This is a genomic window from Mesorhizobium sp. P160927 (assembly GCF_057766385.1).
On the sequence record NZ_JBYMDW010000001.1, the window covers coordinates 1,239,358 to 1,262,496 of the forward strand.

At 63.4% G+C, this 23,139-nt stretch carries 24 protein-coding genes; 10 read left to right on the plus strand and 14 right to left on the minus strand.

Features of this window, described 5'->3' with window-relative positions:
* Window positions 1-3 precede the first annotated feature (3 nt).
* The 4 genes from AC3CB8_RS06285 to AC3CB8_RS06300 all read right to left on the minus strand — a co-directional run bounded on the left by AC3CB8_RS06285 (window position 4) and on the right by AC3CB8_RS06300 (window position 5,593).
* Window positions 4-1,473 carry a UdgX family uracil-DNA binding protein gene (locus tag AC3CB8_RS06285; RefSeq protein WP_352564318.1) on the minus strand — a complete coding sequence of 490 codons (1,470 nt, stop codon included), beginning with the start codon at window positions 1,471-1,473 and terminating at the stop codon, window positions 4-6.
* A 2-nt stretch (window positions 1,474-1,475) separates the two neighbouring features.
* The gene (locus tag AC3CB8_RS06290; RefSeq protein ID WP_023781722.1) at window positions 1,476-2,711 is read right to left on the minus strand and encodes a putative DNA modification/repair radical SAM protein; all 1,236 of its coding nucleotides are present in this window, start codon (window positions 2,709-2,711) and stop codon (window positions 1,476-1,478) included.
* An 85-nt stretch (window positions 2,712-2,796) separates the two neighbouring features.
* On the minus strand, window positions 2,797-4,182 hold the full coding sequence (locus tag AC3CB8_RS06295; RefSeq protein WP_023792990.1) for a glutamine synthetase family protein: 1,386 nt from the start codon (window positions 4,180-4,182) through the stop codon (window positions 2,797-2,799).
* A 31-nt stretch (window positions 4,183-4,213) separates the two neighbouring features.
* Window positions 4,214-5,593, minus strand: coding sequence for an aspartate aminotransferase family protein (locus AC3CB8_RS06300; RefSeq protein WP_352564315.1), 1,380 nt, complete (start codon window positions 5,591-5,593; stop codon window positions 4,214-4,216).
* A 157-nt stretch (window positions 5,594-5,750) separates the two neighbouring features.
* Between AC3CB8_RS06300 and AC3CB8_RS06305 the strand changes: the two genes are divergently transcribed.
* Window positions 5,751-6,203, plus strand: a complete 453-nt coding sequence (locus AC3CB8_RS06305; RefSeq protein ID WP_352564313.1) for a hypothetical protein — start codon at window positions 5,751-5,753, stop codon at window positions 6,201-6,203.
* 13 nt (window positions 6,204-6,216) lie between these two features.
* Here the strand turns inward: AC3CB8_RS06305 and AC3CB8_RS06310 are convergent, their stop codons facing one another.
* The 4 genes from AC3CB8_RS06310 to AC3CB8_RS06325 all read right to left on the minus strand — a co-directional run bounded on the left by AC3CB8_RS06310 (window position 6,217) and on the right by AC3CB8_RS06325 (window position 9,221).
* Complete coding sequence (locus AC3CB8_RS06310) at window positions 6,217-7,191, minus strand: WD40 repeat domain-containing protein (RefSeq protein ID WP_352564311.1); 975 nt, start codon at window positions 7,189-7,191, stop codon at window positions 6,217-6,219.
* Window positions 7,192-7,287: 96 nt separating this feature from the next.
* Window positions 7,288-7,815: an acetyltransferase gene (locus tag AC3CB8_RS06315; protein WP_023772394.1), complete on the minus strand. Its 528-nt coding sequence runs from the start codon at window positions 7,813-7,815 to the stop codon at window positions 7,288-7,290.
* Window positions 7,812-8,090 (minus strand): type II toxin-antitoxin system TacA family antitoxin, encoded by a 279-nt coding sequence (locus tag AC3CB8_RS06320; RefSeq protein WP_023772395.1) that lies wholly within the window; start codon window positions 8,088-8,090, stop codon window positions 7,812-7,814. Before AC3CB8_RS06320 ends, AC3CB8_RS06315 begins: the two co-directional genes overlap by 4 nt.
* A gap of 78 nt (window positions 8,091-8,168) precedes the next feature.
* Window positions 8,169-9,221, minus strand: a complete 1,053-nt coding sequence (locus AC3CB8_RS06325) for a CobW family GTP-binding protein (RefSeq protein WP_023772396.1) — start codon at window positions 9,219-9,221, stop codon at window positions 8,169-8,171.
* A 421-nt stretch (window positions 9,222-9,642) separates the two neighbouring features.
* Between AC3CB8_RS06325 and AC3CB8_RS06330 the strand changes: the two genes are divergently transcribed.
* The gene (locus AC3CB8_RS06330; RefSeq protein WP_023772397.1) at window positions 9,643-10,113 is read left to right on the plus strand and encodes a MarR family winged helix-turn-helix transcriptional regulator; all 471 of its coding nucleotides are present in this window, start codon (window positions 9,643-9,645) and stop codon (window positions 10,111-10,113) included.
* Window positions 10,114-10,125: 12 nt separating this feature from the next.
* Here the strand turns inward: AC3CB8_RS06330 and AC3CB8_RS06335 are convergent, their stop codons facing one another.
* A complete protein-coding gene (locus AC3CB8_RS06335; RefSeq protein ID WP_023792971.1) occupies window positions 10,126-10,995 on the minus strand; it encodes an AraC family transcriptional regulator in 870 nt (289 codons plus the stop codon).
* Window positions 10,996-11,047: 52 nt separating this feature from the next.
* On the opposite strand from AC3CB8_RS06335, the gene AC3CB8_RS06340 reads away from it, so the two are divergent.
* The 5 genes from AC3CB8_RS06340 to AC3CB8_RS06360 all read left to right on the plus strand — a co-directional run bounded on the left by AC3CB8_RS06340 (window position 11,048) and on the right by AC3CB8_RS06360 (window position 15,086).
* Complete coding sequence (locus AC3CB8_RS06340; protein WP_023772399.1) at window positions 11,048-11,455, plus strand: DUF2000 family protein; 408 nt, start codon at window positions 11,048-11,050, stop codon at window positions 11,453-11,455.
* A 192-nt stretch (window positions 11,456-11,647) separates the two neighbouring features.
* The gene (locus AC3CB8_RS06345) at window positions 11,648-12,532 is read left to right on the plus strand and encodes a DMT family transporter (protein WP_032924836.1); all 885 of its coding nucleotides are present in this window, start codon (window positions 11,648-11,650) and stop codon (window positions 12,530-12,532) included.
* Between the two features lie 67 nt (window positions 12,533-12,599).
* Entirely contained in the window at window positions 12,600-13,622 is a 1,023-nt protein-coding gene (locus tag AC3CB8_RS06350; RefSeq protein WP_023772401.1) for a LacI family DNA-binding transcriptional regulator, read from the plus strand.
* Window positions 13,619-14,602 carry a 2-hydroxyacid dehydrogenase gene (locus AC3CB8_RS06355; RefSeq protein ID WP_023772403.1) on the plus strand — a complete coding sequence of 328 codons (984 nt, stop codon included), beginning with the start codon at window positions 13,619-13,621 and terminating at the stop codon, window positions 14,600-14,602. Before AC3CB8_RS06350 ends, AC3CB8_RS06355 begins: the two co-directional genes overlap by 4 nt.
* Window positions 14,603-14,681: 79 nt before the next feature.
* Window positions 14,682-15,086, plus strand: a complete 405-nt coding sequence (locus tag AC3CB8_RS06360) for a hypothetical protein (protein ID WP_032922027.1) — start codon at window positions 14,682-14,684, stop codon at window positions 15,084-15,086.
* Here the strand turns inward: AC3CB8_RS06360 and AC3CB8_RS06365 are convergent, their stop codons facing one another.
* Complete coding sequence (locus tag AC3CB8_RS06365) at window positions 15,087-15,860, minus strand: gamma-glutamyl-gamma-aminobutyrate hydrolase family protein (protein ID WP_023772405.1); 774 nt, start codon at window positions 15,858-15,860, stop codon at window positions 15,087-15,089.
* Window positions 15,861-16,123: 263 nt separating this feature from the next.
* Here AC3CB8_RS06365 and AC3CB8_RS06370 point away from each other — a divergent pair, with 263 nt between their 5' ends.
* Entirely contained in the window at window positions 16,124-17,233 is a 1,110-nt protein-coding gene (locus tag AC3CB8_RS06370) for a TRAP transporter substrate-binding protein (RefSeq protein ID WP_023781713.1), read from the plus strand.
* A gap of 99 nt (window positions 17,234-17,332) precedes the next feature.
* Here AC3CB8_RS06370 and AC3CB8_RS06375 read toward each other — a convergent pair whose 3' ends face one another.
* The 4 genes from AC3CB8_RS06375 to AC3CB8_RS06390 all read right to left on the minus strand — a co-directional run bounded on the left by AC3CB8_RS06375 (window position 17,333) and on the right by AC3CB8_RS06390 (window position 21,834).
* Window positions 17,333-18,361: a zinc-dependent alcohol dehydrogenase family protein gene (locus AC3CB8_RS06375; protein WP_352564304.1), complete on the minus strand. Its 1,029-nt coding sequence runs from the start codon at window positions 18,359-18,361 to the stop codon at window positions 17,333-17,335.
* A 13-nt stretch (window positions 18,362-18,374) separates the two neighbouring features.
* Window positions 18,375-20,162: a TRAP transporter large permease gene (locus AC3CB8_RS06380; RefSeq protein WP_031251942.1), complete on the minus strand. Its 1,788-nt coding sequence runs from the start codon at window positions 20,160-20,162 to the stop codon at window positions 18,375-18,377.
* Entirely contained in the window at window positions 20,162-20,746 is a 585-nt protein-coding gene (locus AC3CB8_RS06385) for a TRAP transporter small permease subunit (RefSeq protein ID WP_352564302.1), read from the minus strand. The genes AC3CB8_RS06380 and AC3CB8_RS06385 overlap by 1 nt, the downstream gene beginning before the upstream one ends.
* Window positions 20,747-20,928: 182 nt before the next feature.
* Window positions 20,929-21,834, minus strand: coding sequence for a branched-chain amino acid ABC transporter permease (locus AC3CB8_RS06390; RefSeq protein ID WP_023772409.1), 906 nt, complete (start codon window positions 21,832-21,834; stop codon window positions 20,929-20,931).
* 143 nt (window positions 21,835-21,977) lie between these two features.
* Here AC3CB8_RS06390 and AC3CB8_RS06395 point away from each other — a divergent pair, with 143 nt between their 5' ends.
* Both AC3CB8_RS06395 and AC3CB8_RS06400 read left to right on the plus strand, forming a co-directional pair.
* The gene (locus AC3CB8_RS06395; protein ID WP_023772410.1) at window positions 21,978-22,586 is read left to right on the plus strand and encodes a CGNR zinc finger domain-containing protein; all 609 of its coding nucleotides are present in this window, start codon (window positions 21,978-21,980) and stop codon (window positions 22,584-22,586) included.
* Window positions 22,579-23,112 carry a hypothetical protein gene (locus AC3CB8_RS06400; protein ID WP_023792949.1) on the plus strand — a complete coding sequence of 178 codons (534 nt, stop codon included), beginning with the start codon at window positions 22,579-22,581 and terminating at the stop codon, window positions 23,110-23,112. Before AC3CB8_RS06395 ends, AC3CB8_RS06400 begins: the two co-directional genes overlap by 8 nt.
* The last annotated feature ends 27 nt before the right edge of the window (window positions 23,113-23,139 follow it).

The window sequence follows — 23,139 nt, forward strand, 5'->3', positions numbered from 1 at the left end:
AAATCAAGCTGCCATGAGCTTCTTTACCTGCTTCATGTCCTGCAAAAACCGCTCGCGTTCGGCTTCTTTGTCGGCGTGATCCCGAATGCGCAGGATGAAGGAGGGGTGGATGGTGAGAAAGACACGCAAGCCATCCTCGCGTTCGATCACCTGGCCCCGCATCTTGGTCACCGGGATCGCCTTGCCAAGCAGGGACAGCGCCGCCGTGGCGCCGAGCGCCACCGCGAGGTTCGGCTTGATCAGTTCAAACTCGTGGTCGAGCCACCAGCGGCAGGCTTGGACCTCGCCGACATTCGGCTTGGAGTGGATCCGGCGCTTTCCGCGCGGTTCGAATTTGAAATGCTTGACCGCGTTGGTCACGTAGACTTTCAGCCGGTCGACCCCGGCATCGTCCAATATGGCATCAAAGACCTTGCCCGCCGGGCCGACGAACGGCTGGCCGGCGAGGTCTTCCTGGTCGCCCGGCTGTTCGCCGACGAAAATCACCTCGGCGTTGTCGGGCCCCTCGCCGAATACGGTCTGCGTCGCATCGCGCCAAAGCGGACAGCGGCGGCATCCCTTGGCGGCCTCGCGCAATTCGGAAACCGTGTGCGCGTCACCGTCATCAGGCGTTTCGGCTGGTTGATGCTTCGGCCAGTGCCTCGCCTGCACTTTGGCGTGGTGCGGCGCGGGCGTCGTCGGTATCTTCGCAATCATATCCCTGGCGGCCTTGTCCGCTCCCGCGATCAAGTCAGGAATGAGCGAGGCCTCGGGAAGGTTCCGCCAATATTTTTTCGGCATCTCCTTTTGCATGGCCTTCACCTTGAGGCGTGCCGGATTGAAGATGTTCTCGAAATAAGTCCTCCACAGCGTCTCGGTATCGTCCTTGTCTGGCGCATCCCCCTTGGCCGCGCCCGGCCCGATCGCCAACCTCTCGCCATCCCAATCGGCGGACGCGTAAGGCGTCAGGATCGTCCAGCGCATGCCGGTAAAACGCCTGACGAAGAAATCCGCATTGCGCTCGACGATGAAATGGTCGGGTTCGAACCAGGCGACATAGCGCTCATCCTCGCCGACGCCGATCTTCCGGAAGCGGACGAAGGCATGCATTTTGTGGCTGTCGCGCCGCACCGCCTTTTCCATGGTTTCAAGCCGTTTGGTGTCGGGATCCGATGCGATCGCCAGCAATTTGGGCTCGATGCGCAACCGCCACAGCAGCCTGTAGAGAAAGGCGAAACGTCCGGGATCGGAATGGCAGAAGGCGGTCTCGGCGTGGCCGATGAAATCGCGCGGCACAATGAGCTCAGCGCCTTGCGGCACGTCAGGCAAGTCGCTTGGCGGCCGGTCGAGACCGGCTACGACACGCCAGCTGACGTCCTCGGGTCTGACCTCATTTAACGCCAGCCGCCGAGCCGCGTCGCGCCAGCCGGCGAAGTCGGTCTGGCTTTCAAGCCAGACGGTGTGGCGGGTGAGGTCGAATTCGGCCGGCCGCATCGTCAAAACAGCGCTAGTTGTTCGCAGGATTGCACGATCTTGCCGCGCAGTGCGGCCTTGTCCGTGAGCGCGCCTGGCGACCAGCCTTCGGCGATGATGAAGGGCCTGAGCTTGGCGATCGAATGGCAGAGCCGGCCGACATCCTCGAGCCGCAATCGCCGGTAGCGGCGGGTTTCGAGAATTTTCGCGACAACCTTGGTTCCCAGGCCAGGCACGCGCAGCAGCGCTTCGCGGTCGGCGCGGTTTACGTCGACGGGGAAGCGTCCCCGGTTGCGCAGCGCCCAGGCAAGTTTCGGATCGATAGCGAGATCAAGCATGCCATCGCTGCTGCCGGCCAAAATTTCAGGCTGCGAAAATCCGTAGAAGCGCATCAGCCAATCGGCCTGGTAGAGCCGGTGTTCGCGCATCAACGGCGGCTTCCGCAACGGCAGCGATGACGAGGAATCGGGGATCGGACTGAAGGCCGAGTAATAGACGCGCCGCAAATGGTAGCTGCCATAAAGCCGGGCGCTAGTATGCAGGATGCCGTCGTCGGTGGTCTTGTCCGCGCCGATGATCATCTGCGTCGACTGGCCGCCCGGCGCGAATCGTTCGCGTTTTTTGGTCAGCAATGTCGGCTCGGCTTTCTCCTCCATTTTCCGACGCAAATTGGCCATCGAAAGCCGGATTGTCTCCGGCCTCTTCTCCGGCGCCAGTTTCTTCACGCCCTCGTCGGTGGGCAACTCGACATTGATCGACAAGCGGTCGGCATAGAGCCCGGCCTTCTCGATCAGCTCCGCCGAACTCTCGGGGATGGTTTTGAGATGGATATAGCCGGAGAATTTTTCTTCCAGCCGCAGCCGCCGCGCCACCTCGACCATCTCGCCCATGGTTTCGTCAGGCGAACGGATGACGCCCGAGGACAGGAAAAGTCCTTCGATATAGTTGCGCCGGTAGAAATCCATGGTCAGCTTCACCACCTCGTCGATGCCGAAGCGGGCGCGCCGGACATTCGAGGACGAGCGGTTGATGCAATAGCTGCAGTCGTAGATGCAGAAATTGGTAAGCAGGATTTTCAACAGCGAAATGCAGCGGCCGTCCGGCGCGTAGGAATGGCAGATGCCCATGCCTTCGGTGGAGCCGATGCCGCCGGATTTCAAAGAATCCTTTTTCGCCGCGCCGGATGAGGCGCAGGAGGCGTCGTATTTGGCGGCGTCGGACAGTATCGCCAGTTTCTCACGAACAGGGAGTGCGCTCATCCGTTCATGATATGTTCTGGAAGGCCAATGCGCCATATCTTTTGATGGTGACGGCGAAAAAAGTGATCGCCGCCGGTCTCAGGCATCAGACCTCGTGCAGATAGAGATGATAGTCCAGCTCGTTCACTGTGCGCGCCACGCGCAGGTACTCGGACTGCTTGATCGCCACAAAGGTGCGGTGCAGGTCATCGCCGAGCGCGCCCTTCAGGAAGCTCGACGCCCTGGCCGCTTCGATGGCGGCCCGCCAATCGGCCGGCATGGTCGTGCGGGTGACGGCCGCTTCATAGCCATTGCCGGTCGTTTCGGGGCCAGGATCGAGCCCTTCGTCGAGGCCTTTGACGATGCCGGCAAGCACCGTCGCGGCAATCAGATACGGATTGGCGTCGACACCTGATGGACGATGCTCGATGCGCCGGTTCTTCGCATCGCCCGCTGGCACGCGCAACGCCACCGAGCGGTTGTTGACGCCCCAGCTCGGGGCCACCGGCGCATAGGATTGCGAGACGAAGCGCCGCCAGGAATTGGCATGCGGCGCAAACACCAGCATTGATTCCGCCATTGTCTGGATCAGCCCACCGAGGCCACGCAGCAGAGGCAGCGACCAGCTCTCGCCGGCGGCTTCCGCAAAGACGTTTCGGCCGACCTTGTCCTGCAGCGAGACATGGAAATGCATACCCGAACCGGCATATTTCTCGATCGGCTTGGCCATGAAGCAGGCGGTAACACCATGGCGGCGCGCCTGCGCCCGCACCAGCCGCTTCAGCATGACCAGATCGTCGGCCGCCCGCATCACGTTCTTGCGGTAATTCAGCGTCAGTTCGTACTGGCCGGGCGCATATTCGGAAATCACCGTCTCGGCCGGAATGCCTTGCGCCTTGGCGGCGGCGTAGATGTCTGAGAACAACGGCTCCATGCCGTGCAGATGGTCGACTGAATAAACTTCGGTCTTGCCCGAGACGCGTCCATCGAGCACCGCGCGCGCCGGCTGCACCTTGCCGTCAGCATCGCGCTCATTGGCCAGCAGAAAAAACTCGAGTTCGAAGGCACCAGCGGGATAGAGCCCCTTGGCGGCCAATATGTCGACCTGCCGGGCCAGCGCCAGCCGCGGGTCCGAAGACATTGGCTGGCCGTCGAGATGGTACATCGTCATCAGCAGTTGGCCGCGCGGTGGCTTCGTGCCGTAAAGCGGCACCAGCGTGCCCGGAATCGGCCAGGCCCTCAGATCGCCGTCGCCGCTGTCCCAGATCAGCCCGGTTTCGTGTACATCCTCGCCGGTGATGTCGAGGCCCAGAATCGAGATCGGCATATGCCGGCCGCCCTCGAAAATGCTTTTCAGCTCATGCCGGCGCACGATCTTGCCGCGCCCCACACCATTGGCGTCGGTCAGCACGATATCGAAGGCCTCGATCTCGGGATGGGCGTCGAGGAAGGCTTGCGCCTCGGTGGGCGTCGAGCCCGAAGGTGAGGTCATGATCGCACTCGGATTGGCTTGAGCGCTTGTCTCACGCCGCAAGCTTTGCCGCAACCGCGCCAAACGCGGTGATCAGGCGGTTGACCTGGGTGCCTGACGTTGCCGGCGAGATCAGCATCATGTTGTGGAACGGTGCGATCAGCACGCCGCGATTGACCAGCGCGACATGGATGGCAGCCTCCAGTTCCGGCGCATGCGCAACTTCCGCCTCGGCACCATTGCGCAGCGGGCCGGGCGCGCAGATGAACTCGACGCGTGCCCCGACGCGGGAGACATGCCAGGGCAGATTGTAACGATCGATCACGCCGGTCAGTCCGGCATCGAGCCGCCGCGCCAGATGATCCATGCGGTCGTAATTCTCTTGCGTCATCACCTCCTCGAGCGTGGCGCGCATGGCGGCGAACTGCAGCGGGTTGGCCGACAGCGTCGTGCCCATGCCGGAATATCCCGGCTCTTTCGTCCTGTTGTAGTCGACATAGCGCGAGGCGACCTCCTCGCTCATGCCCCAGACGCTCGCCGGCACGCCGCCGGCAATCGGCTTGCCCAGCACGAACAAGTCGGGCTCCAGCCCATATTTACCGGTGTAACCGCCGGGGCCGGTCGAGATCGTATGCGTCTCGTCGATCAAGAGCAGGGTGCCGGCTTCACGTGTCAGCTTTCGCAGCGCCTCATGGTAGCCGGGGTCGGCCAGCACCATGCAGGAATTGGTCAGCACCGGTTCGGCGATGACACAGGCGACGTCCCTGTCCTTCAATGCGGCCTCGAGAGCGGCGACATCGTTGAACTCGATGACCTTGGCCGTGCGGGTCAAATCGCGGAATTCGCCCGCCAGTCCCGGCCGGTTGACGGGCTTGCCGTCGATCAGCCGCACCATCGTCTCGTCCACCGAGCCGTGATAGCAGCCGTTGAAGACCAGGATCTTTTCCCTGGAGGTAACGGCGCGGGCGACGCGCAGCGCAAAGCGATTGGCGTCGGTCGCCGTGGTCGCGATCTGCCAGAACGGCAGGCCGAAGCGCTGCTGCAGCAGCGGCCCGATGGCCAGCGCATCCTCGGAAGGCAGCATATAGGTCAGGCCGCGCCCGGCCTGGCGGCGAATGGCGCGCGCCACCGGCGGAGGCGAGTGGCCGAACATCGAACCGGTGTCGCCGAGGCAGAAATCGTCGAGCTTGTTGCCGTCCATGTCGGTGATCGTGGCGCCTCGGGCGCTGTCGACCAGGATCGGAAACGGTGTCGGCCAATCATTCATCCAGTGCATCGGCACGCCGCCGAAGAAGCCGGGCAGGCCGTTGCCGATCTTGGCTTGCGATCTCGGCCGCGCCTCGCGGAAGGCTGCCCCTTCCGTCTCGCGCAATTGCGCGATGCGGTCGGGGCTGATCCCGCCGATGGTCTTTGAACTGTCGCTGCCGTGCATGAAAAATCCTCTGGCTCGTTGCTCTTAGCCAATCCACCTCGGCAACGGCAATTGGCCGTGCGTCCTTTCTGCATTGGCTCAGCCGCCAGCGGCGGCGCTTGACCCCGCTGGCGAAGTCGGCGCCAATGCTGTGGGTAACGACGAGCGGGGGGGAAGAATGCGGACGATCATCTGCGTGACGATGCTCTTTCTGTCGGCCGGCACGGCGTTCGCGACCGGCGGTATCTGGTGCACCGTCGATGATCCGCAGGCCAAATTCCAGGTCGATGCCGGCGTCACCACGGGCATGGGCGGCCCGACGTTCAATTTCCGCGGCGACCTCGAAATCAAGGCGAGGCCCGCCGGCGATCCATTGCACAAGACGGTGTTCGAGGATGCCAACCTCACCCAGTACTGGCTCGACGACAAGGAACTGCGGCTGAACATCTACCACGAGCAGGAGGTCGCCAAGACCTACAGTTCGGTCGAATTGACGATCCTGACCAGGGCCAGTGACGAGGGCGTCTATGACGGGGATTACAAGCTCGCTGTCTATGACAGCACGGCCGACAAGAACAGCGATGGCAAGCCCATCGATCTGACCGGCAAGGTCTCCTGCGGCGCCGAGTGATCGGCCATCCCGGCTAGGCCGTGATGTCGATGACGCCGCAATCGCCGGCGGCGCTGCCGAAGGCGACGCGGCGTTCTTCCCTGTCCCACATCATCGCGGTGATGGCGCCCTTGCCTGGTCGCCGCAAAAGCACCTCCTTGGCGTCGGAAAAGCGCACGGCCATCACCATGCCGTCGTCGTAACCGACTGCGACGACGTCCTGGCTCGGATGGCAGGCGACCGCCGTCACCATGGCATTGCCGCGCGTGCCAAGTTCCAGCGGCGCCTTGCCCATCGGGCCGTCCTTGCCCGAAAACGGCCAGACGATCGCCGCCGGCGCGCCCGAACTGGCCAGCCACTTGCCTTTCACGCTCCATGACAGGCTTTTGACCTTGCCGGGATAGCCGCTCATGCGCATGTGCTTGCCGTCGGACAGCTTCCAGCCATGCAGGGCGTTTTCCTGCATGGTGGTGACCAGAAAGGCGCCGTCCGGCGAGAAGGTGATGCCGGTGTGCGCGCCCGCCCATTCCAGTTCCACCGGCTTGCCCTCGGCGGCGGGGAAATGCAGCGTCGCGCCATTGTAACGGGCGACGCCGAAGCGCATGCCCTTGGGCGAGAAGGCCAGCCCCTCGACCGAGCGCGGATGCGCAAATTCCCTGGTCTTGCCGTCGGTGAAGCGCACGAAGGCGGTCTTGCCCGTGGCATACGCGATGGCGCCTTGCGGCCCGGCGGCGACGCTGGTGATCCATTTTTTCCCGGCGTTCGCCACCTCTTGGGTCTCGCCGCCGGCTTTCACGGCAAAAACCTTGCCGTCCTCGCCACCGGTGATCAGCCGGTCATTGGCCGCGTCATGGAAGGCGGCAAGCAGCCCGTCATTGGCCTGCACCGTCTTGTGGCCATTGTCGAGCCGATGGACAGCACCGTCAGCCAGCGCAAAATGCGGCACGTGGCCAAGGAAGACGGCGGCGACGCAATGGCCTTCGAGATCAAGCGGGGCAACTGTGGGCATGGGCTATCTTTGTTCAATGAAAGTGCAGAGGGCGGCTTACTCGACGTTTGCGGTTCCGACAACCATCGGGATTGGCAAGTGATGAAGGGGCAGACGTCAAAGCAGCCCCTTGGCTCGTAGATCCGCAGCGAATGCTGCCAACGGCATCACCAGAGTCAAATCCGATCCTGTGAGACGCTCGGCGCCGAAGCTTGCATACCACTTTGCCGCCCGCTCGCTCTTGGCCTCGATGATGAGCAGAATGCCGCCCCCTTCTCCCGCAAGCCGCAGGCAGCGCAATGCTGCCGCGGCAAGCAACTGACCTCCAAGGCCTTGCCCGGCGACCGTGCGATCGGTGGCAAGACGGGCAAGCTTGAAGCCGGAAACTTCGTGTCGTGCCAAGCCTCTCGTCAGGGCTGCGGGAACGGCTTCATGAGCGACGGCGGACGGCGCGATCGTATAAAAACCGAGTACACGTCCCGAAGCTGTATCGCCGATCGCGCAGAAGGTCTTGGCCGCATTCTGATCATGGCTCTGTCGCGCGAACCGCCGCAGAAATTCGTTCATCTGCAAGTCGCCACAATCGAAGGACGCTCGATCGTGGCGTTTTGCTATTGGCTCCTCGTGCCAGGACGGAAGCGTCACAGAGTGTCCGGCAAGGCCGCAATCGCCGCCTTGAGCCTGGCGTTGGGTTTTGGCGGGTGTTCCAGCAGGTCCAGGATGCGCTTAAAGTCGCGGTCGGACACCTTCGTCACTTCAGCTGCATCAATCACCGCCTGCGCCGCAGGCACGATCTTATCGAGGATAAAGTCTGCCATGTCTTTGTGCGAGAGGGCAGCGGCGCGCGCGATCATCGCCTTCTCCGCAGGGGGAATGCGGATTTGATAGCGCTCGGTCTTGTTATCTGCAGGTCTGGGCATGGCCGTTCCTCATCGATACGTACACATGATATGTGTACGTATCGCACAATTCAAGCCCTTTGAATCGTGTGGCTAAACCTAGACCTGGCAGGCGTCAAAACTCTTCTTCAGCCGCTCGGCGTCGAGCTCGCGGCCGATGAAGACCAGCCGGCTCTCATGCCTTTCGCCGTCCTTCCAGGCGCGCTGGTGGTCGCCCTCGATGATCATGTGCACGCCCTGGATGACATAGCGCTCGTCATCGCCCTTGAGCGCGATGATGCCTTTCAGCCGCAGGATGTTGGGGCCTTCCATCTGGGTGACCTTCTCGATCCACGGGAAGAATTTCTTCGGGTCCATCTCGCCGCCGCGCAGCGACACCGACTGCACCGTCACGTCATGGATGTCGGACGGATGAGTGTGATGGTGGTGGTCGTGCCCATCGTGGTCGTGATGATCATGGTCGTGATGATCATGATCATGGTGATCATGTTCATCATGCGCTTCGAGGAAATGCGGATCGTTCTCCAGCGCCCTGGACAGGTCGAAGGCGCCACGGTCGAGCACTTCCGACAGCGCCACGCCGGCGCGCGTCGTGCGGTGAATCTTGGCGGCCGGGTTGATCGCGCGGATCGTCGCCTCGACCTTGGCGAGTTCTTCCGGGGTGACGAGGTCGGTCTTGTTGAGCACGACGACGTCGGCGAAGGCGATCTGGTCCTCGGCTTCCTTGGAATCCTTGAGCCTGAGCGGCAGGTGCTTGGCGTCGACCAGGGCCACCACGGCATCGAGCTTGGTCTTGGAGCGCACGTCGTCGTCCATGAAGAAGGTCTGCGCCACCGGCACCGGATCGGCCAGCCCGGTGGTCTCGACGACGATGGCGTCGAAGCGGCCGGGCCGCCGCATCAAGCCCTCGACGACGCGGATCAGGTCGCCGCGCACCGTGCAACAGACGCAGCCATTGTTCATCTCGTAGATCTCCTCGTCGGATTCCACGATCAGGTCGTTGTCGATGCCGATCTCGCCGAATTCGTTGACTATGACGGCGTAACGCCTGCCGTGGTTTTCCGACAGGATGCGGTTGAGCAGCGTCGTCTTGCCGGCGCCGAGATAGCCGGTGAGGACGGTTACGGGGATCTGTGTCTGCGCTTCGCTCATGGCTTGCCTCGAAATGACTAGGCCCTGAAATTCAGGCCGCGAAAAAGGGATTGTCGGTTCCATATAGGATGTGCGCCGGGCTTTTGCACGGGGCAAAACCATGGGCCAAAGCTGCCGACCGGGATCGTCCCGACATCATGGCCGCGGAAAGCCGCCGCCGCCCCCCGCGTGGAAGAGCAAGGGCCTGGTGCGAGAGCTGCCCGGTCGTCAAATCGCATTCACGCAGTGGCGCTCCGAATTCCCTTCACGCGAAAGTCGTTTGTCATCTAACTGAAATAAACATCTGGCATCACCACGGCGGACGCCGCGAATGCTTGCCGGCAAAGCTGTTTCGGATGCCGGAATCTTTTTCGATCGTCGATTGCCAACCGGCCGGCTGCGTCTATGCTGTGCGCACCGGCCCGGCCGAAGAGGGATGACCATGGCCAAGGCGGACAAGACTGCAACGATGAGCCGGCTGCATTCAGCGGCAAGGCTGGCAAGGACCGCCCTGGCGGCACGGCTCCTGGCGCATGGCTTTTACGCCGGCCAGGACCAGATCATGCTGGCGCTGGACCGTGAGGACGGCCAGACGCCGGGCAATCTCGCCGGTCGCCTCGGCGTGCGTCCGCCGACCATCACCAAGACCATCAACCGGCTGCAGGCACAGGGTTTTCTGGAGAAACGCGCGTCGGACTCCGATGCCCGCCAGGCCCATATCTTCCTCACCGATACCGGCCGTGAAACCATCCGCGCCATCGAGAAGTCAGTGAAGAAGACAGAGAAGCAGGCGCTCAGGGGCCTCGACAAGAAGGACCAGAAGGCGCTGTTCAAGCTGCTCGCCCGCATCGAGGCCAACCTCTCCAACGAGGAGCTGGTGCTGATCGACGACGACGCCGAGACGGACGACTGATCTCTCCGGCCGTCAGGCTGCCACGGCATTTCCGTGGATCAAGGACGACCAACGGCCCGGCGTCATGCCGAACGCTTTCTTGAATTGCCTGTTGAAGTGGCTCTGGTCGCTGAAGCCGGCCTCGATCGCGATCTGTGCCAGGGACGCGCCGGCGGCGATCATCCTGCGCGCCCGCTGAAGCCGGCGCATTACCAGGAAGCGATGCGGGCTGGTCGAGAAGGCCGCGCGGAAATGTCTCGACAGGGCATAGCGGTCGAGACCCGTGACGGCTTCCAACTCACCCGAACGCACCGGCCGGTCGAGGTTTTCCGTGAGATACTCACCCGCCAGCGTCGCCGCTCGCCACGCCGTCTCGGCTATTGGCTTTGCCGGCTTGCCGGCATGCCGGTTCAGACTTTGCATCAGCCGCGCCAGGAAGTCGTCGACGAACAGCTCGTCGAGTTCCTGCTCCAATGGCCCGAGCGCCGACAGCAGCGTCGCGCAGAAGGCCTCGTCTGTCACCACGCCCTCCCTGACGAAGGGCAGCGCCGTGCCGCCGAGACAGCCGAGCATCAGTGACGGCTCCAGATAGAGCATCCTGTAGCGCAGGCCTTCTTCCGTGCCCGCGCCGCCATCGTGCAACTCGTCCGGATGCAGCACGATGACCTGGCCGGGCAGGCTCAGCCGTGCCGCGCCGCGATAGCGGAAGGTCTGCACGCCGCGCAGCGTCACCCCGATCGCGTAGGTGTCGTGGCGGTGCGGATCGAAGGCGCTGCCGTGAAACCGCGCCTCGATGCGTTCCATCCCCGCGGGATCGGGAGCGGAGATGATGCAGTTTTCAGCGGCATCGGCGCACAAACGTCCAAGACCCTCGAAGGCCTGGCGGTCTAGATCGAACGACATCGTCTCCTTCAGCCCCGCTACAGGGGCCTAACTTTGAATGGCTCACTTTCTCATGTTCGATACGAAATTTGCAATCGTGCTGCGGCAAGACCTGGCCGTCTGGCAGAAACTCAACGTCACCGCCTTCCTGACCAGCGGCATCGTCGCGCAATCCCCCGACATCATCGGCGAACCCTATCGCGATCGCGCAGGCAACCTCTACAATCCCTTGTCGATCCAGCCGGTCATCGTGCTCTCGGCCGACCAGGCAACGATAAGTGCGATCCATCGGCGTGCGCTGGAACGCGGCGTCACTACCTCGCTCTATGTCGAGGAGATGTTCTCGACCGGCTTCGATGCAGCCAACCGCGCCGTCTTTGCCGAATTCGCGCCCGAAGATGCCAAGGTGGTCGGCATGGCGCTGCGAGCCGAGAAGAAGGTGGTCGACAAGATAACCAAGGGCGCCCGCATGCATACGTAGCGCCCGGAACTAAGCCTGGCGGCGGCTGTTGTTGTACCAGCGAGCTTAGGCGCGGCTGCGGGCGACAATTGGCTTGCGGGCAAGCCGCAATTCCCGCAAAGTTGGGGTCCAGCCCAGCTTTTCCCCGGCCTGCACGTGAATCCTTCCCAAAGATATGTCGAAAGCGCGACGCCCCCGGTGGCGATCCTGTGCATGCTGACCACCTATGTCTTCTTCACCTTCCTCGACACCAGCAGCAAATATCTCGTCCTGGCCGGCGTCTCCGTCCTGATCGTCGCCTGGGTACGCTTTGCCGTGCATGTCGTGCTCGTTGGAGCGCTGCTGCGTGGCTGGCGCGAACCGATGCGATTTCGACCGGGCAACCTGCCGGCGCATGTGATGCGCGGCGCATTCCTGTTCGGCTCGACCATGTTCAATGTCCTGGCGCTGCGCTCCCTGCAACTGGCCGAGACGACGTCCATCTATTTCTTCGGGCCGATGGTGATCACCGCCCTTGCCGGACCGCTGCTCGGCGAATGGGCCGGCTGGCGGCGCTGGCTGGCGATCCTGGCCGCTTTCGCCGGGGTCCTGATCATCACGCGGCCCGGTGTCGGCGTTTTCGGCATCGGACATCTCTTCGCGCTCGGCTCGATGCTATCGAACTGCTTCTATGTCATCATGACGCGCCGCATGTCGGCGAACGAGACTCCCGAGAGCCTGATCCTGTTCTCGGCCCTGGCGCCGACGGTCCTGCTGTTGCCCCTGCTGCCGTTTTCTTTTTCGCTGCCGCATGATGGCTGGCACTGGTTCGTGCTGCTCATGCTTGGCGTGTTCGGCGGTGTCGGCCATTGGCTGCTGGTCCAGGCCTATCGGCTGGCGACCACCACGGCGCTCGCGCCATATCCCTATTCGCAAATGGTGTGGATGATCATTTCGGGCTGGCTTGTCTTCAAGCAGTTCCCCGACCGCTGGACGTTGGTCGGCGCCGCCATCATCGTCGCCAGCGGCCTCTACATCGTCCATCGCGAACATCGGCTCAGGCTGCGCAGCCGCGCGGCTTCGGATGTGGAGGCCGAGGCGCTGGCAAAAAAACTTTGATTTGGCCCGGATCGATGGCATAAGGCCGCCCTTAAACAGTTTAAAAAAGGCGACGGGGAGCGGAAGGCTGGCACAGAAGATCAAGCTGTCGACGATCGCGGATGCGCTCGGCGTGTCCACGGCCACCGTGTCCTTGGCACTGCGCGACAGCCCGCTGGTTGCCGGCTCGACACGCGACCGCATCAAGGAACATGCGCGCGCCATCGGCTATATCTACAACCGCCGCGCCGCCAGCCTGCGCACTTCGCGCTCGGGCATTGTCGGTGTCGTCGTCCATGATATCATGAACCCGTTCTTCGCCGAGATTCTGCGCTCGATCGAGAGTGAGCTCGACCGCAGCCGGCAGACCTTCATCCTGTCCAATCACTACGATCAGCTCGAAAAGCAGCGCACCTTCATCGATACATTGCTGCAGCTCGGCGCCGATGGCGTCATCATGTCGCCGGCCATCGGCACGCCGGCGTCCGATATCGTCATGGCCGAGGAGAATGGGCTGCCGGCGGTGCTGATCGCACGCACCGTCGAGGGGGCCGACGTACCGGTGTTTCGCGGCGACGATGCCTATGGCACGGGCCTCGCCACCAATCATCTGATCTCGCTCGGCCACAAGCGCATCGCCATGATCGGCGGCACCGACCAGACCTCGACCGGCCGCGATCGCTACCAGGGCTATGTCAACGCCATGGAGGCGGCCGGGCTGGAGGTCAGACCGTCCTGGCGCATATCGGGCCCGCGCACCAAGCAGGCTGGCTTCGAGGCCGCTGGGCAGTTTCTGGCGCTGAAGGACAGACCGACCGCCGCTTGCTGCTGGAACGACCTCGTCGCCATCGGCCTAATGAACGGCATTGCGCGTGCCGGCCTTGTGCCGGGCGTCGACATCTCCGTTACCGGCTATGATGACCTCGAGGAGGCGGCTATCGCCACGCCGGCGCTGACCACCGTCTGGAATGGCCAGCGCGAGGTCGGCCGCCGCGCCGCCAGCGCACTGCTCGACAAGCTCAACGGACAGACGGTGCGGCCCTCGCAAGAATTGATCAAGCCGGAACTGCACGTGCGCCAGTCGACCGGCAAGCCGGTGGAGCGTGCATGACCAAGGCCGAACAATTGGAAGCCGTTGCCATTCTGGTGCCGGCGGATTTCAACGATCACGCCGTCGGGCGGATCGAGCGGACATTCAGGCGCGTCGGCATCGAGCGCGCCGATCCGGCGCTGGTCACCGAGGAGATGCGCCGCACGGTGCGTGGCATCGCTTCGTTTGCCGGGATTGGTGCGGCGATGATGGATGCATTACCGAACCTAGAACTCATCGCCTCTTTCGGCGTCGGCTATGATTCGGTCGATGTCGGCCATGCCCGGGCGAAGAACATCATGGTCACCAACACACCCGACGTCCTGACCGAAGAGGTCGCCGACACCGCCATCGGGCTGCTGATCAACACGGTGCGCGACCTGCCGCGTGCCGAGACCTGGTTGCGTGACGGCAGCTGGGCGAAGAAGGGCAACTATCCGCTGAGCCGGCTGACCTTGCGCGCGCGCCGCGTCGGTATTTTCGGCATGGGCCGCATCGGGCAGGCCATTGCCAGGCGGCTGGAGGCCTTCGGCCTGCCGATCGCTTATCACAACCGACGCCGGGTCGAAGGCTTGTCCTTCCAGTACCATGACACGCTGAAGGGCTTGGCCGAGGCAGTCGACACGCTGATTTCGGTGGCGCCTGGCGGTGCTTCGACACAAAAAGCGGTCAATGCCGAGATCCTGTCGGCGCTCGGCGCGAACGGCGTCTTCGTCAACATCGGCCGCGGCAGCACCGTTGACGAGGCGGCGCTTGCGGCCGCTCTCGCCGACGGCACCATCGCCGCCGCAGGCCTCGATGTCTTCGCCGACGAGCCAAATGTCCCCAAGGCGTTGCTCGACTTACCAAACGCCTCTCTGTTGCCGCATGTCGGCTCGGCCTCTGAGCACACACGCCGCGCCATGGCCGATCTGTGCGTCGACAATCTGGTGTCGTGGTTCAGCGACCGCAGGCCGCTGACACCAGTGCCGGAGACGGCGCATGTGAAGGCTCGCCCTTGAGCGGTGGCGCTGCCATAATTATTAACGTCGGATTAACCCTCTGAAATCATTATTCATCCTGTGTGCCGGATGAAGAATGATGAAAACGCTTTCCGCCTTGATCGCCGCCGCCGCGCTATTGGGCGGCATTCAATTGCTTCATGACGGCAGCGGGGCAAGCGCTGCGAATGAGGCCACCCCTTCAAATACCTACAGGCTGGTCGCCAATGGCGATGAGGGCGCCTGCGCGATCACGCGCGGCGCCACGGTCTCGGATGGCCTGTCGCTGCTGACGGTGGCGCCGAATTGCCGACGGCTCCTGCCGGGCCTCGAGCGGGCGAAATTCTGGCGCGAGCAAAGCGACGGAACCGTCGCATTCAGCGCCAACGGCACCGATCCGATCGTCACCTTTGCCGTGGCTGATGGCGATGGCTACGAATCCTACGCGCCGGTCCTACCGTTGCTGTCGCTGGCATCAGGCGGTGGCTTGAAACACCGAGACTGACTACTCCGCCGCCGCCCGTGCGCCGGCTTTCGCGGCGGCATGCAGGCGCACCGCGTCGCCGAAAGCGCGAAAAATCTTGGCGGAATTGCTGTCCGACTTGACCCAGTATTCGGGATGCCACTGGACGCCGAGGGCGAAGGCGCGGGCACCCTTGACCGAAACCGCTTCGACCGTGCCGTCGGTCGCGACAGCCTCGATCTCGAGCTTCGATCCCAGCCGGTCGATCGCCTGGCGATGCAAGGAATTGACCTTGATGTCGCCGGCGCCGAACACGCCGGCCAGGCAACTGCCTGGCTTGATCGAAATGGTCTGGTGGATGGCGAAGCGCTCATCCTGTTTGTCGCTCACCGCCGCACGGTGGTCCAGCGACCCCTCGCGCTCCTGGATCTCGGTGCCCAGTGTGCCGCCGAGCGCCACGTTCAATTCCTGGATGCCGCGGCAGATGGCAAGCAGCGGCACGCCGCGCTCGATCGCCTTGCGGATCAGCGGCAGGGTCGTGGAGTCGCGCGCGGTGTCATAGGGCCCGTTCGCTTCGCTGGGATCGCCGCCATAGAGCGAGGGGTCGACGTTGGACTTCGAGCCCGTCAGCATGACGCCGTCGACCGACGACAGAAGCTCGTCGAAGTCCAGCCGGTCGCCGAACGAGGGCACGAGCAGTGGGAAAACGCCGGCACCTACGATTGCTGCTTCCAGATATTGTTGGGGGGCGGCATGCCAGGTGTAGTTGTCGAATTGACGGACGTCGGTCGATATGGCGACGAGCGGCTGCTGCATTTTGTGTCTGTCTTCCATCTGGCAAGGGATGTCCTGCCTTTAAAATAAGCGATCCCATGGTGTTTTTCCAGCCAAGTCTCAGCGTGTCGCATGGGCCACGAAACCGCCTGTTTAGACTATAGTTGCAGGGTCGCATGGCTTTGACACCAAATCCGGCCGCCGTGCTGGACTCGACTCCTTGCCCGTGTATTGTTTCGGCGAACCGATGCGGAGCCCGAGGATTCCCCGAGCGTCGGTTTGTTGGTCCAAAAGGGAGGAACTGCATGGATCGTCGTTCATTTATCCGCAAGGCCGGCGTCACCGGCGTCGGCGCAGCCGCGGCGGCGGCCACGCTCGCCGCACCGGCAATCGCCCAGTCCAACCCCAAGGTGACGTGGCGATTGGCGTCGTCCTTCCCGAAGTCGCTCGACACCATCTATGGCGGGGCCGAAGTGTTCTCCAAGATGCTGTCGGAAGCCACCGACGGCAATTTCCAGATCCAGGTCTTTGCCGCCGGCGAGCTCGTTCCCGGCCTGCAGGCCGCCGACGCCACTACGGCCGGCACGGTCGAGGCCTGCCACACGGTGGCATATTATTACTGGGGCAAGGACCCGACATGGGCGCTGGGTGCGGCGGTGCCGTTTTCGCTCAACGCGCGCGGCATGAATGCATGGCACTACCACGGCGGCGGCATCGACCTGTTCAATGAGTTCCTTGCCACGCAAGGTCTGTTTGGCCTGCCGGGCGGCAACACCGGCGTGCAGATGGGTGGCTGGTTCCGCAAGGAGATCAATACCGTCGCCGACCTCTCCGGCCTCAAGATGCGCATCGGCGGCTTTGCCGGCAAAGTGGTGCAGAAGCTCGGCGTCGTGCCGCAGCAGATCGCCGGCGGCGACATCTACCCGGCGCTGGAAAAGGGCACCATCGACGCCGCCGAATGGGTCGGCCCCTATGACGACGAGAAGCTCGGTTTCTACAAGGTCGCGCCCTACTATTACTACCCCGGCTGGTGGGAAGGCGGCCCGACCGTCCACCTGATGTTCAACAAGGCGAAATACGACGAGCTTTCGCCGACCTACAAGTCGCTGCTGCGCACGTGCGCCCAGGCCGCGGACGCCAACATGCTGCAGAAATATGACTATGTGAACCCTCCGGCGGTGAAGCGGCTGGTGGCCGGCGGCGCCAAACTGCGCCCATTCAGCCAAGAGATCATGGCCGCCTGCTTCGAGAAGGCCAACGAGGTCTACGCCGAGATGGAAACCTCGAACGCGCCGTTCAAGAAGATCTGGGAATCGATCAAGGGCTTCCGCAAGGAGCACTATCTCTGGGCGCAGGTGGCCGAATACAATTACGACACCTTCATGATGGTCCAGCAGCGCAACGGCAAGCTATAGGCGATCGCACTTTGCTTTTCGAAGCCCCGGGGCACTTTGTTCTCCGGGGCTTGTTTTGCTCGACGCGAAGGCAATTGCCAAATGCCCGAAGCCTGAACCTCAGCCCATGGCTGGCACCACCAGCACCTTCACTTCACCCGGAGCCGGCGGATTGGCGATCACCCTTGGCGCCTCCTCAAGCGTGACTTGCCTGGAGATCAGCCGATCGATCTCGATCACGCCCGCCGCGATAAGCTCGGCGGCGCGGCGATGCGTGTAGGGATTGAGGAATGAGCCCACTACCTTGAGTTCGCGGAACAACAGGTCGAAGGGCTCGAATTCCGCCTTCATGCCTTGCGGCGTCACGCCGACGATGACGACGGTGCCGCCCGCCCTTGCCAGCCGCATCGACTGCTCGACGGTCTCGCGCACTCCGGCGCATTCGAACACCACGTCGGCGCCGCCAGGCATCAGTCCGGCCGGACTGGTGATGGCGTCGATCACATCGGTGGCGGTGGGATCGACCGAAGCCGTCGCACCGAGTTCCCTGGCAAGAGCGCGCCGCGAGGCTTGCCGTGTCGACAGGATGATGGTGGTGGCCCCGGCCAGCCGCGCCAGTTGCACTGTAAGCAGGCCAATGACGCCGCCGCCGAGCACGACCACCGAGCTGCCGGGCCTGACCTCGGCAAGGTCGACGCCGTGCAGGCAGCAGCCGAGCGGCTCGCAGAAAGCACCATGTGTTGGCTTCAGATCCGCGGGAAGGACAAAGGCCTGTTTCCGCGGCATCACCACATAGTCGGCAAAGCCGCCGTCGCGGTGGATGCCGATGGCGGTGAGATTGCTGCATAAATTGACGCGGCCGGCATGGCATTGGCCGCAGCGCCCGCAGGCGATGTTGGGATCGCCGGTGACGCGGTCGCCGACGGCAAAGCCGGAGACGGCGGTGCCGACTTCCTCGACGATGCCGGAGAATTCGTGCCCGGGTGTCACTGGCGGCCTGCAGGGGAACTCGCCGTGGAAAAGATGCCGGTCGGTGCCGCAGACACCGCATGCCTCGATCCGCACCAGGAGGTCGTTCGGGCCAGGGACCGGCTTGGCGATCTCGCGCAACGAGATGCTGCCTACTGCCTCCAACCGCACGGCTTTCATGGCATCATCTCCATCAATTAAAGCTCGGCGGTTGCGACAGGTCCGGCGCGGGTGCAGCCGGCTTGGCCGGCGGCGCATCGCCGAAATTCGGCGGCTGCGACAGATCGGGCGTGCCGGGTGCCGTCGTTGCGGCGCCGCTATTGGCAGGCGCGCCGCCACCTTCCGGCGCGCCGAGCGGCGACAGGCTGGGCACCTCGGGAACCGTGTAGTCGATCGTGCCGGAATCGACGGCCGTGCCCTTGTAGCGCATCACCATCTGCGGGAAGGCGATGGTCAGGCCGATCATGATCACCTGGATGCAGACGAACGGCACCGCGCCCCAATAGATCTGGCCCGTTGTCACCGGCGCGATCTGCTTGCCGGTCAGGCGATCGAGATAGGGCACGCGGGAGGCGACCGAGCGCAGGTAGAACAGCGCGAAGCCGAATGGCGGATGCATGAAGCTGGTCTGCATGTTGACGCCCAGGAGCACGCCGAACCAGATCAGGTCGATGCCGAGCTTGTCGGCCGCCGGCGCCAGTAGCGGCACGATGATGAAGGCCAGTTCGAAGAAATCGAGAAAGAAGGCGAGGAAGAAGACCAGGATGTTGACGCCGATCAGGAAGCCGACTTCGCCGCCCGGCAGCGAGGTCAAAAGATGCTCGACCCAGATCTGGCCGTTGACGCCGTAGAAGGTCAGCGAGAACACCCGCGCGCCGATCAGGATGAACAGCACGAAGGACGACAGCCGCGTCGTCGAGGCCAGCGCCTGCTTGATCACATCCATCGACAGCCGGCCCTTCATTGCCGCCATCGCCAGCGCGCCGACCGCGCCCATCGCGCCGCCCTCGGTTGGGGTGGCTATGCCGAGGAAGATAGTGCCGAGCACCAGGAAGATCAGCGCCAGCGGCGGGATCAGCACGATCACGACTTGCTGCGCCAACCGCGACATCATGTTGATGTTCAGGCTGCGGTCGAGGATCGCTACGATGTAGATGAAGATGACGCCGACCGTCGCGCCGAGAATATCGGCATTGTCGCCATGAGCGGGCACTAGGTAACGGTAGGCGGCATAGGCGATCGCAATGGCCGCTATCAACGCGATCAGCAACGACACCACGCCATGGCCTAGCGTCCGCGCCTCGAGCGGCAGGGCCGGCATCGACTTTGGTCGGACGATCGACATGATCACGATGTAAAGTGTGTATAGGCCGGTCAGCACCAGGCCGGGGATCAGGGCGCCGGCATACATGTCGCCGACAGAGCGGCCGAGCTGGTCGGCGAGAACGATCAGCACCAGCGACGGCGGAATGATCTGGGCGAGCGTGCCCGAGGCAGCGATGACGCCGGATGCCACCCGGCGGTCGTAACCGTAGCGCAGCATGATTGGCAGCGAGATCAGCCCCATGGCGATGACGGACGCCGCCACCACGCCTGTGGTCGCCGCCAGCAGTGCGCCGACGAAGATCACCGCGTAGGCGAGGCCGCCTCGGACGGGTCCGAACAACTGGCCGATCGTGTCGAGCAGGTCTTCGGCCATGCCGGATCGTTCGAGCACGATGCCCATGAAGGTGAAGAATGGGATTGCCAGCAGCGTGTCGTTCGACATCACCCGGCTGCCGTAGAAATTGTCCGGCAGCGCATAGAGCAGCGGCCAGGCGAGATTGATCGCGCCGCCCGAATAGGGCGTCAAAAGCACGCCGATGAAGAAGAACATCAGACCGTTGGCGGCGAGCGAAAAGGCGACGGGATAGCCGATCAGCATGAACAGGATCAGCGAGGCGAACATGATCGGCGCCATGTTCTGGGCGATGAATTCCATCACGAACGCACCTCTTCGGCCAGCGCCTTGGCTTCGAGTTCAGCCTGTTCGTGCACGGAAATGAATGGGTTGGGATCCTCAATGACGCCGCGCATGATGGCGATCTTCTTGATGATCTCGGAAATGCCCTGCAGCGCGAGCAGGAAAAAGCCGACCAGCAGGATCGCCTTGGCCGGCCACACTATCAGGCCGCCGGCGTTGGTCGACATCTCGCCGCTGTGAAAGGACAGCGACACGTAGGGCACGAAATAGAACACCATCAGCGTCACGAACGGCATCAGGAAAAAGAGGTGGCCGAAGAGGTCGATCCAGTGCTGCGCGCGGCGTGAAAACAGGCCGTAGACGATGTCGATGCGGATATGCTCGTTCTGTTTCAACGTGTAGGCGGCGGCCAGCATGAAGGCGGCGCCGAAAAGGTACCATTGCAGCTCCAGCCAGGCGTTGGACGAGGTGTCGAACACTTTTCGGATGACAGCGTTGGCCGCACTCACCAGGATCGCCAGCAGGATCAGCCAGGATACCGATTTGCCGATGAACTCGTTCATACGATCGATCGTTCTGGATAGAGCGAGAAGCCCTGCCATGCATTCCTCCCTGATGCGGTGGCGCGCGATCGCCCTTCTTCGTCGCGCCGCCTGGCCCAACCGTATGCAGTGCGTGGTCCGGTTGGTCAACACGGGGAGGAAGGATGCAGGCCATTTGGCGCGCGCGGTACCCTGGAAAACCGCGGCCTGACGAAACGTCATGCAACCAAAGTCTGACGGGATCAGACGACCTTGCCGGTGTCGCGACCGGCGCCGATCAGGATAAGCATGGCAACCAGGAACAGATACATCCAGGCATCTCGCCATTCGACTGGGAAATAGCCGGCCCACAGTGATTCGGCCATGCCGAAAACGGCCGCGCCCAGCGCCGCCTTTGGCGGCGAGAGATAACCGCCGACGGCCGTCACGAACAGGATCTTCAGACCGTAGACAAGGCCGGAACCGAAGCTGACATTGCCGTAGTAGAGGCTGGCCATGACCCCGGCCAGCGCGGCGCAGAAGCCGCCAAACAGTACGGCACGCCGGAACACGCCGCGCACGTCGACGCCGCACAGCGCGGCGGCCCTGGGGTCGTCGGAGACGGCGCGCCAGCACCGGCCGAAGTTTGAGCGGGCAAATGCCCAGGTGGCGAGGGCAACCGCCGCCACGACCACGGCGCAGTCGAGCACCTGGATCAGCGTCAGCGTCGCCTTGAATCCGGAACCTTCGGCGAAAACGACGGGCTCGGCCAGCATCGGCGGCAGCCATAGATCATGCGTGTCGGCGGCGATGCGGCTTGCTTCCGACAGGACGAGCAGGATGCCAAGTGTCGTCACCACGATGGCGTTGGGCGATCGGTCGGCCAACGGCTCGAAGACGCCGCGCGACAGGACATGGCTGATGAGCGCCGCATAGAGGAACGCCGCGAGGACGCCGAACAGCACCGAAGCCAGCAGCGTCAGCCACAGCACCTGGTAGCCGAAGGCGACGCTCAGGATCATTGCCTGGCCGCAAAAGGCAAACAGCGCCCCGAAGGCGAGGTTGGTGCGGTGCAGAATGCCGTTGGTCAGCACATAGCCGAATGCGAGCAGCGCATAGAGCGCACCCGAATGCAGCCCGTTCAGCACCTGCTGGAAGAAGTAAAACATGCTCGACTACACCAGAAGCATCCCGCCCAAGAGGGAAATAGGACAGGCGCGGAGCGGACAAGGCGACAATACCCCTGCGCATCCGAGCTTTGCATCGTCGAATCTAACTTGTCAAACGCGATTTATCGGTTAGATTTTCGGAAATGACAGTCGCCTGGACTCCTCACCGCTTCACCGGCGGTCTGCTCGCGCTCGACACGGCGAACACCGTCGTGCTGCGAGGCGATCCGGAGCGCACGTTCGACCGCTTCGACGATCCGGCCGAAATCGCCCGCTTCGCCGACGCGGCCAGCGGCTTTCGCGCCGCCGAGCTTGGCGACAGGCGGCTGGCGGTGCCCTCGCCGGCGGCAATCGCGCCCGTCGTGCTGTCGATCCGCGAGACGACTGATAGGCTGTTTCGAGGCGCTGTGTCGAAAGGCGCGGTCGCCACCGCCGATCTGCCGGAATTCCTGCGGTCCTGCGCCGACGGCCTGGCCGCCGGCGAGACCGAGATCGGGGCGCGGGGACGGCCGTTCGGCGATCCGGCGACGCCGATCGCCTTCGAGGCGGCACTGGCGGTTTCGGCGCTTTCCCTGCTGCGTGACGACACCATAGCGAGGCTCAGGATCTGTCCCAATTGCACCTGGCTGTTCGTCGACAGAAGCCGCAATTCCAGCCGCCTTTGGTGCGACATGGCGGTGTGCGGCAACAGGCAAAAGGCAAGCCGTCACTATCGCCGCCGCATGGCGGCCAATGAGGTCAGGAATGCCTAGAGTTCTTTCCCGCTCGACGGTTGTTGGCGCGGCACTGATTGCGGCGATGACGCTTGGCGCTTGCCGGGATACCGGCGGTGAAGGCAAGCTGTTCGAAGTTTCCGGCAAGATATTCGTCTTCAACTACCGCCTCGCCAGGGCGACTTATGTCGTGACGCTGAGGCCCTTGCGGCCGATGGGCGAGGGTCAGGTGGCGGTTGCCAGCTTCCAGAACCCCGCCGGTGGTGATCCCATCGTGGTCGAGCAGAAGATCTGGCCAAAGCTCGACAAGGTCAGCCTGGAAAGCCCGGCGCTGACCTGCGTCGTCAAGAACAAGCCCTATGCCATCGCCATCAGCATCAAGGGCGCCGACGGCGCGGTCCTGCAGACCCTCGACACCACGCTGATGTCGACGGAAGACCAGTCCATCCTGCCCGATCGGCCGCTGGTCATCGACCAGCTCTACACGGCCAATCCCGCCCTTGTCGGCCATCCCGACGGCAAGCTCCCGGGCGAGCCGAAGCCGGACTGCTCGAAAGCCGGCTGACACCTTCCGACGGCATCGAGTTCGGCT

What these genes read in the sequence shown, in the direction of transcription:
- AC3CB8_RS06365 (WP_023772405.1), bottom strand. Translation starts at nt 15,860, where the DNA reads ATGCAGCAGCCGCTCGTCGCCATATCGACCGACGTCCGTCAATTCGAC.
- AC3CB8_RS06395 (WP_023772410.1), top strand. Translation starts at nt 21,978, where the DNA reads ATGACAGTCGCCTGGACTCCTCACCGCTTCACCGGCGGTCTGCTCGCG.
- AC3CB8_RS06345 (WP_032924836.1), top strand. Translation starts at nt 11,648, where the DNA reads ATGCTGACCACCTATGTCTTCTTCACCTTCCTCGACACCAGCAGCAAA.
- AC3CB8_RS06360 (WP_032922027.1), top strand. Translation starts at nt 14,682, where the DNA reads ATGAAAACGCTTTCCGCCTTGATCGCCGCCGCCGCGCTATTGGGCGGC.
- AC3CB8_RS06295 (WP_023792990.1), bottom strand. Translation starts at nt 4,182, where the DNA reads ATGACCTCACCTTCGGGCTCGACGCCCACCGAGGCGCAAGCCTTCCTC.
- AC3CB8_RS06355 (WP_023772403.1), top strand. Translation starts at nt 13,619, where the DNA reads ATGACCAAGGCCGAACAATTGGAAGCCGTTGCCATTCTGGTGCCGGCG.
- AC3CB8_RS06370 (WP_023781713.1), top strand. Translation starts at nt 16,124, where the DNA reads ATGGATCGTCGTTCATTTATCCGCAAGGCCGGCGTCACCGGCGTCGGC.
- AC3CB8_RS06285 (WP_352564318.1), bottom strand. Translation starts at nt 1,473, where the DNA reads ATGCGGCCGGCCGAATTCGACCTCACCCGCCACACCGTCTGGCTTGAA.
- AC3CB8_RS06335 (WP_023792971.1), bottom strand. Translation starts at nt 10,995, where the DNA reads ATGTCGTTCGATCTAGACCGCCAGGCCTTCGAGGGTCTTGGACGTTTG.
- AC3CB8_RS06330 (WP_023772397.1), top strand. Translation starts at nt 9,643, where the DNA reads ATGGCCAAGGCGGACAAGACTGCAACGATGAGCCGGCTGCATTCAGCG.
- AC3CB8_RS06380 (WP_031251942.1), bottom strand. Translation starts at nt 20,162, where the DNA reads ATGGAATTCATCGCCCAGAACATGGCGCCGATCATGTTCGCCTCGCTG.
- AC3CB8_RS06300 (WP_352564315.1), bottom strand. Translation starts at nt 5,593, where the DNA reads ATGCACGGCAGCGACAGTTCAAAGACCATCGGCGGGATCAGCCCCGAC.
- AC3CB8_RS06325 (WP_023772396.1), bottom strand. Translation starts at nt 9,221, where the DNA reads ATGAGCGAAGCGCAGACACAGATCCCCGTAACCGTCCTCACCGGCTAT.
- AC3CB8_RS06400 (WP_023792949.1), top strand. Translation starts at nt 22,579, where the DNA reads ATGCCTAGAGTTCTTTCCCGCTCGACGGTTGTTGGCGCGGCACTGATT.
- AC3CB8_RS06320 (WP_023772395.1), bottom strand. Translation starts at nt 8,090, where the DNA reads ATGCCCAGACCTGCAGATAACAAGACCGAGCGCTATCAAATCCGCATT.
- AC3CB8_RS06310 (WP_352564311.1), bottom strand. Translation starts at nt 7,191, where the DNA reads ATGCCCACAGTTGCCCCGCTTGATCTCGAAGGCCATTGCGTCGCCGCC.
- AC3CB8_RS06290 (WP_023781722.1), bottom strand. Translation starts at nt 2,711, where the DNA reads ATGAGCGCACTCCCTGTTCGTGAGAAACTGGCGATACTGTCCGACGCC.
- AC3CB8_RS06385 (WP_352564302.1), bottom strand. Translation starts at nt 20,746, where the DNA reads ATGGCAGGGCTTCTCGCTCTATCCAGAACGATCGATCGTATGAACGAG.
- AC3CB8_RS06375 (WP_352564304.1), bottom strand. Translation starts at nt 18,361, where the DNA reads ATGAAAGCCGTGCGGTTGGAGGCAGTAGGCAGCATCTCGTTGCGCGAG.
- AC3CB8_RS06305 (WP_352564313.1), top strand. Translation starts at nt 5,751, where the DNA reads ATGCGGACGATCATCTGCGTGACGATGCTCTTTCTGTCGGCCGGCACG.
- AC3CB8_RS06340 (WP_023772399.1), top strand. Translation starts at nt 11,048, where the DNA reads ATGTTCGATACGAAATTTGCAATCGTGCTGCGGCAAGACCTGGCCGTC.
- AC3CB8_RS06390 (WP_023772409.1), bottom strand. Translation starts at nt 21,834, where the DNA reads ATGTTTTACTTCTTCCAGCAGGTGCTGAACGGGCTGCATTCGGGTGCG.